This window comes from Saccharopolyspora montiporae (assembly GCF_015209505.1).
GTDB lineage: Bacteria > Actinomycetota > Actinomycetes > Mycobacteriales > Pseudonocardiaceae > Saccharopolyspora > Saccharopolyspora montiporae.
The window spans coordinates 1-16,216 of the sequence record NZ_JADEYC010000024.1 but is presented as its reverse complement, the minus strand read 5'-3'; the positions used below and the strand labels follow the sequence as shown (position 1 = coordinate 16,216).

General features: G+C 72.3%; 16 protein-coding genes. 5 read left to right on the top strand and 11 right to left on the bottom strand.

Translation table 11 applies throughout. The features are described 5' to 3' along the window. The 6 genes from IQ251_RS14900 to IQ251_RS14875 form a co-directional block, all read right to left on the bottom strand. Positions 1-1,101: PPE domain-containing protein (locus IQ251_RS14900; RefSeq protein ID WP_193929187.1), on the bottom strand; the 1,101-nt coding region annotated here is incomplete at its 3' end. A gap of 217 nt (positions 1,102-1,318) precedes the next feature. After that, a complete protein-coding gene (locus IQ251_RS14895) occupies positions 1,319-1,918 on the bottom strand; it encodes a DUF3558 family protein (RefSeq protein ID WP_228047020.1) in 600 nt (199 codons plus the stop codon). A 38-nt stretch (positions 1,919-1,956) separates the two neighbouring features. Beyond that, the gene (locus IQ251_RS14890; RefSeq protein WP_370591415.1) at positions 1,957-2,463 is read right to left on the bottom strand and encodes a DUF3558 family protein; all 507 of its coding nucleotides are present in this window, start codon (positions 2,461-2,463) and stop codon (positions 1,957-1,959) included. A 23-nt stretch (positions 2,464-2,486) separates the two neighbouring features. Continuing rightward, the gene (locus tag IQ251_RS14885; protein WP_193929184.1) at positions 2,487-2,900 is read right to left on the bottom strand and encodes a hypothetical protein; all 414 of its coding nucleotides are present in this window, start codon (positions 2,898-2,900) and stop codon (positions 2,487-2,489) included. Positions 2,901-3,137: 237 nt separating this feature from the next. Continuing rightward, the gene (locus tag IQ251_RS14880; protein ID WP_228047010.1) at positions 3,138-3,329 is read right to left on the bottom strand and encodes a DUF397 domain-containing protein; all 192 of its coding nucleotides are present in this window, start codon (positions 3,327-3,329) and stop codon (positions 3,138-3,140) included. After that, a complete protein-coding gene (locus IQ251_RS14875) occupies positions 3,253-4,167 on the bottom strand; it encodes a helix-turn-helix domain-containing protein (RefSeq protein WP_193929183.1) in 915 nt (304 codons plus the stop codon). Before IQ251_RS14875 ends, IQ251_RS14880 begins: the two co-directional genes overlap by 77 nt. Before the next feature lie 160 nt (positions 4,168-4,327). On the opposite strand from IQ251_RS14875, the gene IQ251_RS14870 reads away from it, so the two are divergent. The 4 genes from IQ251_RS14870 to IQ251_RS14855 all read left to right on the top strand — a co-directional run bounded on the left by IQ251_RS14870 (position 4,328) and on the right by IQ251_RS14855 (position 7,105). Continuing rightward, positions 4,328-4,594 carry a hypothetical protein gene (locus tag IQ251_RS14870; protein WP_228047008.1) on the top strand — a complete coding sequence of 89 codons (267 nt, stop codon included), beginning with the start codon at positions 4,328-4,330 and terminating at the stop codon, positions 4,592-4,594. A gap of 232 nt (positions 4,595-4,826) precedes the next feature. Beyond that, entirely contained in the window at positions 4,827-6,008 is a 1,182-nt protein-coding gene (locus IQ251_RS14865) for a neutral zinc metallopeptidase (RefSeq protein ID WP_228047006.1), read from the top strand. A gap of 43 nt (positions 6,009-6,051) precedes the next feature. After that, positions 6,052-6,480, top strand: coding sequence for a hypothetical protein (locus IQ251_RS14860; protein WP_193929182.1), 429 nt, complete (start codon positions 6,052-6,054; stop codon positions 6,478-6,480). 88 nt (positions 6,481-6,568) lie between these two features. Then, positions 6,569-7,105 (top strand): hypothetical protein, encoded by a 537-nt coding sequence (locus tag IQ251_RS14855; protein ID WP_193929181.1) that lies wholly within the window; start codon positions 6,569-6,571, stop codon positions 7,103-7,105. A gap of 39 nt (positions 7,106-7,144) precedes the next feature. On the opposite strand, the gene IQ251_RS14850 is transcribed toward IQ251_RS14855, so the two are convergent. From IQ251_RS14850 to IQ251_RS14840, 3 genes are all read right to left on the bottom strand, one after another. Continuing rightward, positions 7,145-7,777, bottom strand: coding sequence for a hypothetical protein (locus tag IQ251_RS14850; protein ID WP_193929180.1), 633 nt, complete (start codon positions 7,775-7,777; stop codon positions 7,145-7,147). Between the two features lie 61 nt (positions 7,778-7,838). After that, positions 7,839-11,075 carry an ATP-dependent helicase gene (locus tag IQ251_RS14845; RefSeq protein WP_193929179.1) on the bottom strand — a complete coding sequence of 1,079 codons (3,237 nt, stop codon included), beginning with the start codon at positions 11,073-11,075 and terminating at the stop codon, positions 7,839-7,841. Then, positions 11,072-14,233: an ATP-dependent helicase gene (locus IQ251_RS14840; RefSeq protein ID WP_370591414.1), complete on the bottom strand. Its 3,162-nt coding sequence runs from the start codon at positions 14,231-14,233 to the stop codon at positions 11,072-11,074. Before IQ251_RS14840 ends, IQ251_RS14845 begins: the two co-directional genes overlap by 4 nt. Before the next feature lie 86 nt (positions 14,234-14,319). On the opposite strand from IQ251_RS14840, the gene IQ251_RS14835 reads away from it, so the two are divergent. Beyond that, a complete protein-coding gene (locus IQ251_RS14835) occupies positions 14,320-14,634 on the top strand; it encodes an MGMT family protein (protein WP_193929178.1) in 315 nt (104 codons plus the stop codon). 7 nt (positions 14,635-14,641) lie between these two features. Here IQ251_RS14835 and IQ251_RS14830 read toward each other — a convergent pair whose 3' ends face one another. Further along, positions 14,642-15,469, bottom strand: coding sequence for a uroporphyrinogen-III synthase (locus tag IQ251_RS14830; RefSeq protein ID WP_193929177.1), 828 nt, complete (start codon positions 15,467-15,469; stop codon positions 14,642-14,644). A gap of 50 nt (positions 15,470-15,519) precedes the next feature. After that, on the bottom strand, positions 15,520-16,216 hold a 697-nt coding region (locus tag IQ251_RS14825), incomplete at its 5' end, for a TIGR02569 family protein (protein ID WP_193929176.1).

The window sequence follows — 16,216 nt, the reverse complement described above, 5'->3', positions numbered from 1 at the left end:
GGCACCGGCGCCGGCACCACCCGCGCCGGCTCCGGCCCGTCCGCCCGCTCCGGGACCGGCGCCCGCTCCGGCGGCACCGCCGGCCATTCCGGCCATACCGCCCATCGCACCGCCGGCTCCGGCGCCAGCGCCGGCGCCCGCACCGGCCCCGGGCGGCATCCCGCCGGGTCCGCCGGGACCACCGGGCGGTGTCGCGGACTGGCTGCTGGTGGACGCGGGCGGACCGGTGTCGCCGCTGCCGGGCAGCGACCCGCTGCCGGGCATGCTGCCGGCACCGGGCACACCACCGGCGCCCGCACCTCCGCCGGCCGCTCCGGCACCGCCACCGGGAACGCCACCGCCCCCGGCACCGGGACCACCGCCGGGGTTGGCGGGCGGCGGTTCGGCGGTCGAACCGTCAGGCTTGGTGTACTGCGGCATCTTCGAGTCGACCTCGGTCAACGCGGGGCTGTACACCCGGCCCATGGTTTCCTGCGCGGCCTTCTCCTGCTGTTCCCGCTTCTCCATCTGGCCGAGCCCGTCCAGGCCGGCCGCGGGCAGTCCAGCGGGTCCGAGCGCCGCGTAGCCCGCGGTGTGCCCCCAGTTGTGCCCCTCGGGCTCCGGCACCATCTTGGCGGCTTCCCCGGCGGCCTCACCGGCACCGTTGAGGTTGTTGCCGGTCATCTCGAAGGCGTCGGCACTGGCCTTCATCCAGTCGGACGCGGGTTTGCCGACTTCGCGGGCGTTCTCGGCGGCCTCGCCCTGCCAACCGCCGTCGACGATCTTGCCGATGTCGGTCGCGTAGTTTTCCCCGCGCTCGCGGAGTTTGGTCGCGACTTCTTGCCAGATTTCAGCGACCTGTGACACCCGGCGGGCATCGATGGAGTCCTGGTTGGTCTGGAAGATGTCGTCGTGCCCGAACCCGGACCAGTTCACGCACTCGCTGATGCCGGGCTTGTCGTACTGGGCGACGTCGAGCCCCGAGTTCTGCTGGGAGAGCTGGCTCTTCTGCTGCGCCGCGGCCTGCTCGGCCTTCTGCTGCTGCTCCTTGCGCTCCTCCTCGGCGAAGGTCTCCAGGCCGACGCTGCCCGCGACACCGTCGTACCAATCCTTGAGTCCCATCACGCCCCCTCAGGCACAGTTCCGGAAACCACGACTCGATCTGTCACGCGACCATTCGCCCATCAGAACGGCGCCAGGCCGATACCCACCAGCAGCGATAGCGCAGACGCGTTCACTGAGCACAGCGTGCTCCGAGCCTGCTGCGGCACGACGTCCGCCGCAGCGACCGGCGAACCGGTCCTGCGACATCTGTCGAAACCGCATCGGGCTCCCTCAATCATTTCGGCAGTTCAGCAGCCGTTTCGTTGGCGATCTTCTCGGTCTCACCGCACGGGTCATCGATCGAGTCCCTCGTACTCCCGTCAATGCCGTAAACGGCCACGCCGCCACCCGCATCGATCAGGACCGTGCACGTACCTTGACCGGTTGTGCCAGCTTCAAGAGCCACCGCACCCGGACGACCGCCGATCGTCTTCTTCTCGTAGCTATCCCAGCTGGTGGACGTCTCATAAGAGTCCACTGTCTCGTCAGCATTCTTCAAAAGGCTGAGCCAGGCGTTCTCGCCTTCCCACTCACACCCAGGCTCAAAACTGACGCCCTCAGCCTCCTGTGCTTCTGCAGCGTATCCCCAGGAGGTCAGCTGGTCAGGCTGAAAGAAGGTGCAAGGGTCGAACTTCTCCAAGGCAGCAGCTCCACCAGCCTGCGGGTCCGGAGTTTCCCCCTCGGGCCCACCTCCGCCCGCAGCACAGGCCGACGCCCCCAGAAGTGCAGCCCCTGAGGACGCGACGATCAGGGTTCGGAAGCTCCGACCGAATACGGGGAAGCGATCCTGCTCGCCGCGACTAGCGCGCTCCTGCACCGCATCCGACCTACTCATGTGTCCGAACTTCCGAATCCCCATCACACCTCCTCTGGTCACGCCGGCAGTCGCGGCTCGATCCGCTCAGCAACCTTCTTGGCCTCACCACAGGCGTCGACGGAATCGCGGCTGTCTCCCGTGACCGTGACGATAACGGTGCCACCCGCAGCGTCGAGGAAAGTCGAGCAAATGCCCTGCCCTTCAGAGCCGGCTGTCACACCGACCGCTGCCTTACGCCCGTTCACTTCGAAGGGATTGACTTCACCGAAGTTCCCCTGGGACATGTACTGGTCGAACGGATCTTCCGGAGCCTTGAACAGCGTCAGGTCCATTGCTTCGCCGCGAAAGTTGCAGCCCGGCTCGAAATCCACCGTGTCTTCCGGCTCACCTGGACCCGATACGCCGACCGCTGCCAAGTCCTCTGGTGTGAAGAAGTTGCACACGTCGAAGTCCTGGAGCCCGGCACTCTGGGCTTCAGACGGCTGGGAACCTTCGGTATCACTGTCCCCGCTCATAGGAGAGCAGGCTGCAAGCCCGATGACTGCAAGGCCAACGGTTCCCACGAGCAACGGTCGGGCGGACGGGTTCACTGAGCACCTCGCTGCAGGTCTTCGGCGTTCTGTTCGTCGGTAGCACGATAGTCCTTCGCGGCGTCCCGGAAGGCATCAGCCTGCTTCTGCAACTCGTCTTGCAACAAGCGAATCAGATCGATCGCACCCGTATCCGGGGCCGATGCCTTATCGATGAAGCGCTGGGTCAGCTGTTGACCGTCCGGGTAGTCGCCCAAGCCTTGGAGACGGGTGAGCTGGTCTGCCGTACGCGCGAGATCCCTGAGCTCGTCGATCTCCTCTTCGACCCGTTTGGCTGCGTCTTCGGCGGCTTGGGGGTCGAGGGAGAGCTTGCCGGAGCTGACCTGCTCGTTGACCCAGTTCGTCTTGCCCGCGATCTGCTTCAGGCCGTCTTTGGCGGCTTCGAAGCCGCCGCCTTCTTCGTCCGCCATCCGGTTCCCCTCAGTGCCTGTCCCCGCGGAGCCTCGCTGCCCAGCCGGACCCCGCAACCCGGTGCCCACGCCCCCTGACGAGTCGCTGAACACTCTAGTCCGACGCGCACCGGCCCGGAACGGTTTCCGGCAAATCTGACGTGGGCCCGATCTCACTCGTTCAGAGCAGCCGCGGATCGGTGCGCTGCCCGGCGACAACGACCGCGCATCGGCGATGCAGCGCACCCCACGACCGATTCAGCCTTGGTCGAAGCGGCCCGCCCGCAGCGCTGCCAGGAACACCGCCCACCCAGCGGACCGCACCCGCACCCGCGGACCGGCCGCATCCTTCGAATCCCGCACCGCGACCCCGTCAGACAGGGACGCCACCTCGACGCACTTGGTCGCGGATCCGCTTCGACTGCTCTTGCGCCACACCGGTTCCGTCATCGTTCAGCCTCTCCGCCGCCTCTCGGAGCAGGTCCAGTGACTGCTCCTCGTCGAGCGCTTCTGTCCAAAGCTCGTCCCGAACAGCAACATACTGACGCACGCCGGGGGAATCGGTCAGGAAAGTCCCACCCCTCCTGTCCTCCAGGTAGACGTACGTGTTGAGCGCGGCGAACTCGTAGACGGCGAACGGGCCGTCCAGACCCGGGTAGGCACCTCTGAACGAGGGAACGATCCGCACCCGCACGTTCGGGCACTGGGCCTGCTTCACGATGTTGAGCAGCTGCTCGCGCATCACGGCGTCACCGCCAATAGGCCGCAGCAGCGCGAACTCATCGATCAGGAACCACAGCTCGGGTCCGTTCGGCCGGGACAGCAACGTCTGCCTGCCGACCCGAGTGGAGAGCCGTCGTTCGAGTTCAGCGGGAGCACGATCGACCGTCGACAGGATCTGCCTGGCGTACTGCGTGGTTTGCAAAAGACCTGGCACCAGGGCTAGTTCGTATTCGGTCACCCGGTGCGCTTCGTTCTCCAGCAGCATGACGTTCGCGAGCTGATCGGTGTAGGTGTCCAGCGTCGGCAGCTCGATACCGCCGCCGTCGGACGCCGCCGCCTTCTCGACAAGCAGCCGCAACAGAACATCGGTGGCGCCGTACAGCCGACACAGCGAGGTCACCTCGTCCTGATTCGGTTGCCGCGCTCCTGTTTCAGTGCGGCTTACCCACGCGGCACTCGTGCCGAGCTCTGCTGCTACCGAACGAGTGGACATCTCGGCCTGCTTTCGCAGCGTTCGGAGCTCTTCAGCGAGGTTCACGCGAAACAGCTTGGATTCCCGGGACATTTGACCTCCCACATTCGCGCTGACAATTCTTCGCGTTTCAGTTGAAGCTGTGCTGTTTCGCAACAGCGAAAGCGGAGGACCGCTAGCTGAAACTGCGAAACGACCCTAACTTCGCCGGTCATCAAGGCTGTAGCCGTTGAACCGGGAAGGACCCGATCGCATGGTTTTCGATGTGTTTCACCGGGACCGGGTGGACGTTTTCTGGATCGTGGGTGCCGGATTCCGCATCCGGCACGCGATGTCGACGTTGCCGGGTGCGATCTGCGCCGGAGATTGGGAGGCCGCGCTGTGCGCGACGTGGTTGAAGATCCCGACGGCCACGCCCTACGGGCGCGAGCCCGCGTCGACGGCGATCACCGAGCGCTGCACCGAGTGCACCGCGGAGGTGACCCGCGGCGGGTTTCGCGAGCACGTGTGGGACTACTGAACCCGCCGGCGAAGCGACCGGGGCGAAAACCGCGCTGCTGTCCGATATCTCCGCATCGGCGAGACGCGGGTGCAGCAGCGGGCTGCCCGGTTCGGCCGAACCCGGCACGCCGGACCCACCGCCCCGGTTACGCTCGGATGATCGGCGGACGGAACCGACGCCCCGGCTACCGCGGGTGGGCGAGCCGACCGGGCTGCCGGTGCACGGCGAAATCCACGGCGAGGTACCGCGAATGTCCCAACCCCCCTGGCCGCCCCCGGGCGACCAACCGCCGCAGCAGCCGCCCGGCTGGGACGTGCCCCCGCCGCACGGGCAGTGGCCGCAACAACACCCGCAACCGCAGCACAACCCCTGGTCGCAACAGGGCCCGTGGTCCGCGCACGAGCAGTGGGCGCAGCACGACCCGTGGTCCGCGCGCACCGGTCCGGGCGGCCGCCGGCCCGGCGGTGGACCGCGGCCCGGGATGATCGTGGCGCTGGTGCTGGCCACGACCTGCCTGTTCGTCGTCGGCGTCGTCGGGGTGTTCCTGGCCGGAGGCGGCACGGACACCACCGCCAGCTCCGACGGCAGCGAGACCTCCCGCCCGCAGCACGCACCGCCGCCACCGCCGAACACCAGCACCCAACCGCCCAGCAGCGCGGAAACCAGCAGCACCGCCCCGAGTTCGGACACCAGCGATCCCTCCGAACCGCGCGGCGAACCGCGTGCCGTGCCCGCGCTCGCCGATCACCCGCTCTACATCAGCGGCAACGGCGCCCCGGCCACCTCCTGCCAACTGCCCCCGTTCGCCCCGGACGCCGCAGGCCAGGACGCGCTCTACCAAGCCGCGCTGCCCTGCCTGATGGACGCGTGGGAACCGATGCTCGACGACGCGAACATGCCGGTGCAGACCCCGCGCGTGGTCACCACCGACGAAGGCGTGCAGAGCCCCTGCGGTGCCCGCGAGTGGCACGAGACCGCCATGTACTGCCGCAGCGACCACACCATCTACATGTCCGCGCGCTACTACTCCGACATCGAGCGGCGCACCGAACCCGGCGCCTACCTCGGCCAGTTCGCGCACGAATTCGGGCACGCGGTGCAAGGCATGGTCGGCATCAACGCCGCGTTCGGCGACGCGCAAGCCCGGGCGGGCGGCCCGGAAACCCCGCGCGGACTGGAACTGACCCGGCGCTCCGAGCTGCAGGCCAGCTGCTTCGAGGGCATGGCGCTGGCCGCGCTGCAGAACGGCGGGCTCAGCAACGACTACATCTTCCCCGCGCTCGCCGACTCCAAGGACCGCGGCGACGAGCACACCGGCGGGCAGGACCACGGCAGCCTCGCCAACAACGCGACCTGGATCGATCGCGGCTTCCTGGACAACGACATCACCCGGTGCAACACCTGGGCAGCGGCCCCCGACGACGTCGGCTGAGCACGCCGCCGCCGATGGCGCGGCCTCTGGGAATATCGGAGGCGTGGGTAGCCAACGAGGTTCGGCCGCCGTGGCGCCGATCCTGCTCGTGCTCGTCGTCCTCGGGGTGACCGTGGCCGCCGTCGCGCTGTGGCCGCTGGTGCACGCCCGCGACGACACCGCCGGGCTGCGCCCCGCCGTGGCGACGGTCGTCGAACCCGCACCCTGCGGCACCCGGACCGCGGGCGACCTGCTGGACGTGCACGTGGACGGGGACGTGCGCAGCGCGCGCTACGACGGGTGCGGGCACCTCGCGGGTCAGCGGCTGGACGTGCTGGTGCCCGCGCAGGACCGGCCCGGCGCACGCGCCCGACCCGTCGCGGCCGGGGTCTCCGAGCAGCAGGAGGCCGCGGCGCGGGCGCACTGGGTCCTGCTGACGCTGGCCTCGGTTTCCGGCGGCTGCTACGGACTCCTGCTGTCCACCCGCCGTTGAGTGATCCGTACCACGATCCCGCCGGGAAAATGATCTTGGTCCGGCCGGGGCGTGGTCTTCGCGGGGCCCGGCGCACTACGATGCACCCGTGCAGCAGCTCCAGCACGCGGCGCGGGCGCTCGGATGGCACGGCCACCTGGTGACCGACGTCGAAGTACTCGGTACCCGGTTCGCGGCCGCAACGCGCATCCGGCCGGACGTCCACCGGTGGCGCACCGAGCACGGCTGGGCGCCCGAGCTGAACCCGTCCTGGTTCCAATCCTGGTCCGAGCCCAGTGAGCACGACCACGTGCCGGTGCCCGCCGTCGAGCTCGAAGGACTGCTGATCCCGGTCTCCCGCGCCCGGTACGGGCTGCGGGCCTGCGGCACGCTGATGACCCTCGCGCCCTGCGCGGTCGTGCTGCCCGCCGACCACCCGTACCGGCCGTGGCCGGTGCTGGAACTCGACTACTACGGGATCGGTGTGGTCAACGCCGGAGCCGAGGAACCCGGCGAACTCCTGCTGCACCCGGAAGACCGGTCCGCCGAGTTCGGCTCCTCGCTGTTCAGCCGCTGGCTGCTCGAAGTGCTCTACTCCAAACTCCTGGAGCAGCAGCACGACCCGCGGCCCGCCGAGAACGCCTGACCGGCGCCCCGGCACAGCGGGAGACGCTCCGGAACGACGTCAGGCCAGCACGTACTCGTGCCAGTTCAGGCCCGTCGGGTTCCACCGCATCCCGCGGCCGTCCTGCAACGCGCGCAGCGCCTGCATGCTGTGCGGCCAGCGGCGCACCACGTTGGCCAGCGCCACCGGCGCCATCACCTCCGACGTGCGGCGGTGATCACCCGGTGCGAGCAGCGCGATCCCGCCCGGCGTGTGGATGATGTCGCTGAGCGGGGCCTGCCCGGACAGCGCGGACTGCTCCACGCTGACGATGCTGTGCGCCTGCAGCTCGGCGGGCCAGCTGGCCCGGTCCACATCGGTGGGCTCCGGCTGCTCGCACTGCCCGCACTCGCAGACCAATTCGCTCGTCCAGCCGTGCTGGCGCCAGGACCAGATCACCGATCGCCCGGCGGCCAGATCGGACAGCGCCGCCACGTGCGGCCACGCGCCGACCACCGCGCTGAGCCGGGTCCTGCTGAACGGGCGCGGCGGCTTCCCGGGACCGTCGAACGACCAGCCGCCCGCCTCGTCCCGGTGCACCCGCACCAGCGGACTGCGCATCGCCAGCACGTCCTGGTCCACCCGGACTTCGGAATCCGGCGGGCTGTCGAGCTTCCACTGCGGGGCCGTAGCGGTGTTCGTCGCGGTGTTCATCGCGGGGAATGCTCGTCGGGCGCCGGGGCGCACCACAAGCTTCGCCACTCGAAGGTGTGGATCAGCCCTGCGCGGGGACCGCGGTGATCAGCGCGCGCAGACCGTCCGCGTCCAGCAGGTCCGCCGGGCGCAGCGTCCGGTCGTGCCGCACGTAGTGGAACGCGGCGCGCACCCGGTCCAGTTCGACGCCGCGCAGTTCCGCCCAGGCCAGCCGGTAGACGGCCAGCTGCACGGACAGCGCGGGCACCTGCTCGGCCGACGGCACGCCACCGGTCTTCCAGTCCACGACCGTCCAGCCGCCGTCCGCATCGGCGAACACCGCGTCCATCCGGCCGCGCAGCACCACGCCCTCCACCTGGATCTCGAACGGCACCTCCACCCGGTGCGGCGTGCGGTCGGCCCAGGAACCGGCCAGGAACGCCTGCTGCAGCGACTCCAGGTCCGCACCGGACGCGGCCCCGTCGTCGCCCGCACCAGGCAGCTCGTCGATCTCCAGCAGAGCGGTGGAGGCGAACCGGTGCTCCAGCCAGGCGTGAAAAGCCGTGCCGCGGCGGGCCATCGGGTTCGGCGGGAACGGCAGCGGGCGGCGCAGCTTGCGGGCCAGCTCGCCGGTGTCGCCGCGCAGCTCGACCAGCTGGCTCACCGAGAGGTGCTCCGGCAGCCGCACCTGCTCGCGCTCCCGCGCGGCCGCGCGCTCGGCCAGCAGCACGTCCACGTCCGCGGCCCAGCCCTCCGGATCCCCGTCCGGATCGCGGTCCGCCGGCTCGGACTCCGCGGGGTCGGCCGCGAGCACCAGCTGCGCGCCCTCGACGACCGCGTCCCGCCTACCGCCCAGCGGATCCACCGGCCAGTGCGCCGACCGCACCGACTCGGCCAGCGGGTTCTCCGCGCCCTCCTCGGGTTCCGGCGCCCAGTGCTCGATGCAGGCCGGATCGGCGTCGCGCAGCACACCGGCCAGTTCACGCAGGAACTCCGACGGGCCCTTCGGCCGGTCGCCGGTCTCGGCCCACCAGTGCCCGGACACCAACAGCACCCGCTCGGCGCGGGTCAGCGCCACGTACAGCAGGCGGCGCTCCTCGGTGAGCCTGCGCTCCTCGAACTCCTCGTCGTGCAGGTCCAGTTCGGCCTTGAGCTCCTTGCGGTCGAACCCGGCCAGCCGGTCGAGGTCCAGCCGCGGCAGGTCCTGGGCGTCCCCGCGCAGCTCGGCGGGCAGCGACGGCACCGACCGCAGCCACGAAGAAGACTTGCGCTTGCCGGGGAACACGTCCCGGTCCAGGTGCGGCACCGCCACCACCTGCCACTCCAGGCCCTTCGCCGCGTGCGCGGTGAGCACCTGCACCCGGTCCGCGGCGACCTCCACCTCGCCCGGTTCCAGACCGTCCTCCGCGCGTTCGGCCGCGGCCAGGTAGTCCAGCAGCGCGGACAGCGTGGCCGCGGGACTGGCCGTGGCGAACTCGGTGACCACATCGGCGAACGCGTCCAGGTGGATGCGGCCCGCACCGCCGGGCCGGGCCATGCTCTCGATGTCCAACAGCAGCGCGCGCTCGGCCTCGGCGACCAGTTCCGGCAGCGGTTGGTCCAGCCGGGTGCGCAGGTTCGCCAGCTCCCGGCCCAGCCGCCGGATCCGCCGGTACCCGGACGCGGAATAGCGCTGCGCGTCGCCCGGATCGTCCAGCGCGTCCACCAGACCGGTCTGCTCGGCGCTCTCCCCCGGCAGCGCCGACTCCACCCCCGCGTCCCCGGCCGGCGCGCCGGACTGCTGATCACCCAGCTCGCGGGCCCGCTGCCACAGCGCGGCGATATCGGCCGCACCCAGCCGCCAGCGCGACCCGGTCAGCACCCGCATCGCTGCCGTGCCCGCCAGCGGATCCACCAGCATGCGCAGGGCGCTGACCAGATCGCGCACCTCGGCCTCGTCGAGCAGCCCGCCGATCCCGACGATCTCCACCGGCAGCCCGCGTTCGCGCAGCGCGGCGGCCAGATCGGACATGTCCGCGCGCCGGCGCACCAGCACGGCCGCCGTCGGTGGCGCGCCCGTCTCGTCCAGCACCGCGTGCCACTGCGCCGCGACCCGGTCGGCGACCCAGTCCCGCTCGGCGCGCACGTCCTCGGTCAACGCGAGCCGGATATCGCCCGCTGCCGCACCCGGGCCCGCGCGCAGCTCGTCCACGTCCACCCCGGCCCGGCGCAGCGGGGCGGAGACCGCGTTGGCCAGGTCCAGCACCTCGGGCGGATTGCGGAAGCTGGTCAGCAGGCCGTACCGGGCGGCCGGACCGCGCGGGCCGGGGAAGTCGGTGGTGAACCGGGGCAGGTTGGCCGCGCTGGCGCCGCGCCAGCCGTAGATCGCCTGGGCCGGATCGCCGACCGCGGTCACCGGCAGCGGGTCACCGCTGCCGAACAGCGAGCGCAGCAGCACCCGCTGCGCGTGCCCGGTGTCCTGGTACTCGTCCAGCAGCACCGCGCCGAACCGGGACCGCTCGCCGTCCCGGACCTCCGGGTGGTGCGCGGCGAGCACGGCGGCCAGCGACATCTGGTCGGCGAAGTCCATCGCGCCCGCAGCCCGTTTGCGCTGCTGATATTCCGCCACCAACGGCAGCAGCGCGGTGCGCAGCCGCTGCGCGCCGATCACCTTGACCAGCTCCTGCGGCAGGTCCGCGCGCTGGCCCTTGGCCCGCGGCGCGCCCTCGATGAGCGCGGCCAACCGCTCGGCGTGCCGGGACAACTGCTCGGGCTGCGCGAGGTGCTCGGCCAGTTCGCCGGCCAGGGACAGCAGGTGGCCGGTGATCGTGGTGGGCACCTTGTCGGTGTCCAGGTCCTCGGTCCAGGTGCTGACCACCTGGTGCGCCAGCTGCCACGCCGCGGTCTCGGACAGCAGCCGCGCACCGGGCTCGACCGGGATGCGCAGCCCGTGCTCGCCGACCAGCCGGCCCGCGTAGGCGTGGTAGGTGAGCACCGTCGGCTCCTCGGCCAGCACCGCCGAGCGCAGTCCGCCGCTGGGGTCGATCTCGTCCAGCAGCCCGGATCCGGCGAGCCTGCGCAGCCGGGCGCGCACCCGGTCGGCCAGCTGGCGCGCGGCCTTGCGGGTGAAGGTCAGCCCGAGCACCCGCTCGGGGGTGACGAACCGGTTGGCCACCAGCCACACGACCCGGGAGGCCATCGTCTCGGTCTTGCCCGCGCCCGCACCGGCCACGACCAGCGCCGGTTCCGGCGGCGCGGCGACGACCGCGGCCTGCTCCGGAGTCGGCGGGTGCAGGCCCAGCGCGCGGGCGATCGTGGCGGGGCTGATCAGCTCGGTCATTCCACGACCTGCCGTCCCGCCGGATGCACCGGGCAGCAGGTGCGTGCCGGGCAGCGCGGGCAGTCGGCGTTCTCGGTGGCCAGGTAGGCCGGGCCGAGGCTCGCGGCGGCGGCCTCGTGCACCACGTCCAGCCAGACCTCGACGCGGTCGGCGTCCAGCGGGCGCTGCGCGCGTTCGGTGGCCGCGCCGGTGCGGTCGGCCTTGGCCACGTACAGCAGGCGGGCACCGCCCGGTTCGTCGTCGGGCTGGAACGCGCCGAGCGCTGCCGCGAGCTGGTACACGGCCAGCTGCGGGTGCTGTTCCGCGTCGTCCTTGCTGACCGGCGCCTTGCCGGTCTTCACGTCCACCACCACGGCGCGACCCTGCTGGTCGGCCTCCAACCGGTCCACCCGGCCGCGCAGCCGCAGCCACGGGCCGCCTTCCCGGCCGGGCACGGTCACGTCCAGATCCCGCTCCACCCCGGTCTGGGTCAGTTCGTCGCGGGACTGCACCATCCACTCCAGGAAGGCGTCCAGCATCTGCTGCACCCGGTCGCGCTCGCGGCGGGAGAACCACGGCGCCCCGGCGTCCACCGACTTCCACGCCTCGTCGAGATCGCGGCGCAGCTGCTCGGCATCCTTGCCCTCGGCGGCCGACTGCACCAGCGCGTGCACGAGGGTGCCGGTCACCGAGGCGAGTTCGGCCTCGTCCTGCCCGCCGTGACGTTCGACCATCCAGCGCAGCGGGCACTTCGCGAGCACTTCCACAGTGGACGGTGAGACGCGGACCGGCTCGCCCTCGGCGAACAGCGGTGCGGCACTGGAGGTTTCGGCGAGCCCGTACCAGGTGTCCGGGTGCGCGCCGGGAACCTTGGCCTCCGCCAGCCGCGCCAGCTGTTGCGCGGCACGCTCGCGGCGCTCGGCGGGCTCCTCGGCATCGCAGACCACCCGGCGCAGCTCGCCGACCAGATCGGCCAGCGCCAGCCCCCGCTCGGGGCGGGACACCGGGCGCTCGGCGACGTCCGGATCGCTGACCACGCCCTCCAACTCGTCCAGGAACCGCGAGGGCTGCTCGTCCTCACCGCGCACCGCGCTGACCAGCAGGCACCGCCGCGCGCGGGACGCGGCCACCAGCAGCAGCCGCCGCTCCTCGGCCAGCAGCGGGGCCGTCGCCGACGCGTCACCGTCCACACCGGACAGCACGTCGACGAGCCGCTCCACGCCGAGCAGGGATCCGCGCAGCCGCAGGTCCGGCCACACGCCCTCCTGCACCCCGGGCACCGCGACCAGCTCCCACTCCCGGCCCGCCGCCCGGTGCGCGGTCAGCACCGCCACCGCCTCATCGCGCGGCGCGGTCGGGGCCAGCGAGCTCCCGCCGATCTGCTGCTTGATCAACCGCTCGGCGAACCCGGCCGCATCGGCACCCGGGTTGCGGTCCACGTACTGCGCGGCGGCGTCGAACAGCGCGACCACCGCGTCCAGGTCCCGATCCGCCTGGGCACCGGCCGTGCCACCGCGTTCGGAGCGCTCCAGCCAGCGCTGCTGCAGCCCGCTGGCCTGCCACACCTCCCACAGCACCTGCTCGGCGCTGCCCCCGGCGCGCACCGAATCCGCCGCGATGCGCAGCAGCCTCGCCACCCTGCTCGGCGGTCCGGTGGCCGACTCGTCCAGCGCGGCGAGCCGGTCGTCGTCGCGCAGCGCCTCCACCAGCAGCTCACCGCTGGACCGCGTGCCGCCCGCCGAGGTCTCCAGCCTGCGCAGCCCGCGGCGCAACCGGCGCAGCGCCAGCGAATCCGCCCCGCCCAGCGCCGAGGTCAGCAGCCGATCGGCGGTGTCCGGATCCAGCGCCTCCGGCCGGGCCGCGCACTCCAGCACGGTCAACAACGGGCGCACCGCGGGACGTTCGGCCAACGGCAGATCGTCGGCGGGCAGCGCGATCGGCACCCCGGCGGCCAGCAGCGCGCGGCGCAGCACCGGCAACGACAACCCGGTCGAGCGCACCACGACGGCCATGTCCGACCAGGCCGTGCCGTCCACCAGGTGCGCGCGGCGCAGCTGGTCGGCCACCCACGCGGCCTCCTGCGCCTCGGTGGCGTGCAGCCGGACCTGCACCGCACCGGCGCCGCCGCCCTCGGGCTCCACCAGCTCGCGCTGCGGCCCGGACCCCGGCAGGCGTGCCGCCAGCCGCTGCACGGCCTCGCGGACCTCCTTGCACATCCGGTGGTCGACCGTGAGCACCTCGGTGCGCTCGGCCTCCGCGTCGGCCAGCACCCGCGGATCCGCGCCGCGGAACGAGAACACCGCCTGGTCCGGATCCCCGGCGAGCACGAATTCAGCTGCGGCACCGCCGATCTCGCGCAGCAGCCAGTACTGCTGCGGATCCAGGTGCTGGGCGTCGTCCACCAGCAGGTAGCGGACCCGGTCCTGTTCGGCGTGCAGGAGGTCCGGATCGTCGGCGAACGCCCGGCGCGCGGCACCCACCAGTTCCGCGGCGTCCAGCGCGGGCGTGTGCGCGCCGACCGCACCGTGCAGCCGGGTCACCTCCTGGTACTGGATGCCGAACGTGCCCGCCGCGACCCACTCCGGGCGGTCGTACCGCTGCCCGAGCGCGATCAGCTCCTCCGGATCGCAGCCGCGCTCGATCGCGCGGGCCAGCAGATCACGCAGCTCACCGGCGAATCCGGGCACGGTCAGCGCCGGGCGCAACGCAGCAGGCCACTCGGTCGCGCCGTCGTCCACATCGCCCCGCAGCAGCTCGCGCACCCACGTGTCCTGATCGGCCGCGGTGCGCAGCTGCGGCTGCGGGAGCTCATCGCGCACCGCGCGGCGGCGCAGCACGGCGAACGCGTACGAGTGCACGGTGCGCACCAGCGGTTCCGGGGCGGTGCGCAGCGATCCGGACCCGCCGGTCAGCAGCCGGGTGATCTCCGCGCGCATGCTCGCGGCCGCGGTGCGCCCGGCCACCAGGACCAGCACGTTCTCCGGGGACACCCCGCTGCGCTCGATGCGCTCGGCGGCGGCTTCGGCCAGCAGGGTGCTCTTGCCGGTGCCCGGTCCGCCGAGCACGCGCAGCGATCCGGACTCATGCGCCAGCACCCGCTGCCCGGCGGCGTCCCAGGACCTGCGCGCACCGCCAGGATCGGTCCGGCGGACCAGGACGGGAGCGGTCGTGGAAGGCACCGGGAGATGGAACCACGCACCCCCGTCCGACCCGGGCACGTGGTCCGGCACGTCGTGGCGTCCGCGACGTGCGCTAGCTTCGCGGCGTGGACGAGCAGACGGTGGAGCAGGTGCGCTCGGTGATCGCCTCGATACCGCCCGGGCGCGTGCTGTCCTACGGAGACGTGGCCGAACTGGCCGGACTGCGCTCCGCGCGACTGGTGGGCCGGATCCTGGCCGAGGACGGTGCGGACGTGCCCTGGCACCGGGTGCTGCGCGCCGACGGCAACACCGCCGAGCACCTACGCCGCAGGCAGCTGGACCTGCTGCGCGCCGAAGGCGTCGCACCCCGCGGGGACCGGGTGGACATGCGCCGCTACCGGTGGGGCGCCGAATCCGGTCGAGCCCCCGAATCCCGCTGAATCCCGGTCAGTCCCGCGCGAACCGGTCGGCCACCAGGCGCACCAGCGCACCGGTGCGCGCCCGGTCCGGCATCGCGTAGGGCAGTTCCGCCGCGGCGATCGGGGCGGCGGTGACGGGTCCGACGCAGGCCAGGAACACGCCCTCGCGCAACGCGCCGCGCAACTGCTCGCCCCTGCCGGTGCGCTCGGCCCGCCCCAGCAGGTTGGCCGCGGCGGGCGCGCTGGTCAGCGGCAGCGCGTCGATCCGGCCCGCGATGATCTCGTCGATGAGCGCGTCCAGCGCGGACAGGTCCTCCGGGTCGGTCCAGCGGTACACCCGCACCGGCAGCACCTCGGCCCCGGCCTCGGCCAGCGCGTCGCGGAAGGCGCGCATCGGTTCGCCGTGCAGCTGCACCGCGATCCGCTGCCCGCGGAGGTCCTCGGCCAGCAGCCGCTCCAGCACCTCGGCGGATTCCTCGGCGGGCGAGGTCCAGCTCTCCACCAGTCCGGCACCGCGGATCGCGCCGCGCGCCTTGGCCCCGCGCGCGAGCAGTTCGGCGCCGGTGAGCTGCTCGACCAGCCGGTCCGCGAGCCCGTGGTGCTCGGCGGCCTCCAGCCAACCGCGGAAGCCCGCGCCGGTGACGACCACGACCCGGTCGACCGGCGCGGCGAGCACGGATTCGGTGGCGGTGCGCAGTTCCCCGTCCTGCGGGACGGGAACCGTGTGCATCGCGGCGCCGTCGCGCACCTCGGCCCCACGGCGCGGCAGCGCCGCCCCGATCTCGGCGGCCTTGCGTTCGGCGGTGATCCCGACCGTGCGGCCGAGCAGCGGCCGGTCCTGTTCCTCGTCCTGCACCCGGCTATCGTCCCCGACCCGCGCCGTCCCAGCGCAACCGGGCAGCGGGGTCAGAGGACTTCGAGCACCATCTGGCTGGCCCGCTCCAGCCCGGCCAGCGACTGCCCGGTGGACCGCGGGTGCAGCGCGTGCACGGCGAGCCGGAACAGCAGGGCGCGCAGCATCGCCTGCGGCCAGTCCGACAGGTGCGACCAGCGCTCCACGATGGCCGGATCGGCACCGCCCCAGGCCAGCGCGTCCACGACGGCCACGGCCGCGGCCCACTCCGCGGGCCGGTAGAAGGGGTTGAAGTCCAACAGGCCCGGTGCGGCGTCCTCGGTGAACAGCACGTTGCCGAACAGATCGCCGTGCACCACCTGCGGACGCAGCCCCACCTCGCGCCGCGAACCCGCCAGCACGTCGTAGAGCCGGCCGCCCTTGTCCTGCGGCAGCAGGTAATCCGCCTCGCCCCAGGCCATCCGGTCGGCCAGCGCGTAGATGTCCTGCCGGGACTCCAGGAAGCGCGGTCGGGCCAAGTGGCGGCTGGACGAGTGCAGTCGCAGCGACATCGCGACCACGTCGTCGTGCCGCGGTTCCGGCCGCCCGGCGAGATCCCGGCTGGCCGACCAGCCCGACACCACCCAGCGGCCGTCGGTGGAGCGCACCGGCCGGGAGACCCGGACGTCGTCCGGCTCCAGCAGGTCCAGTGCCTGGGCCACCCATGCCGCTTCGGCCGTGTTGGCGGCGGGTTTCAGCACCACGTCACCG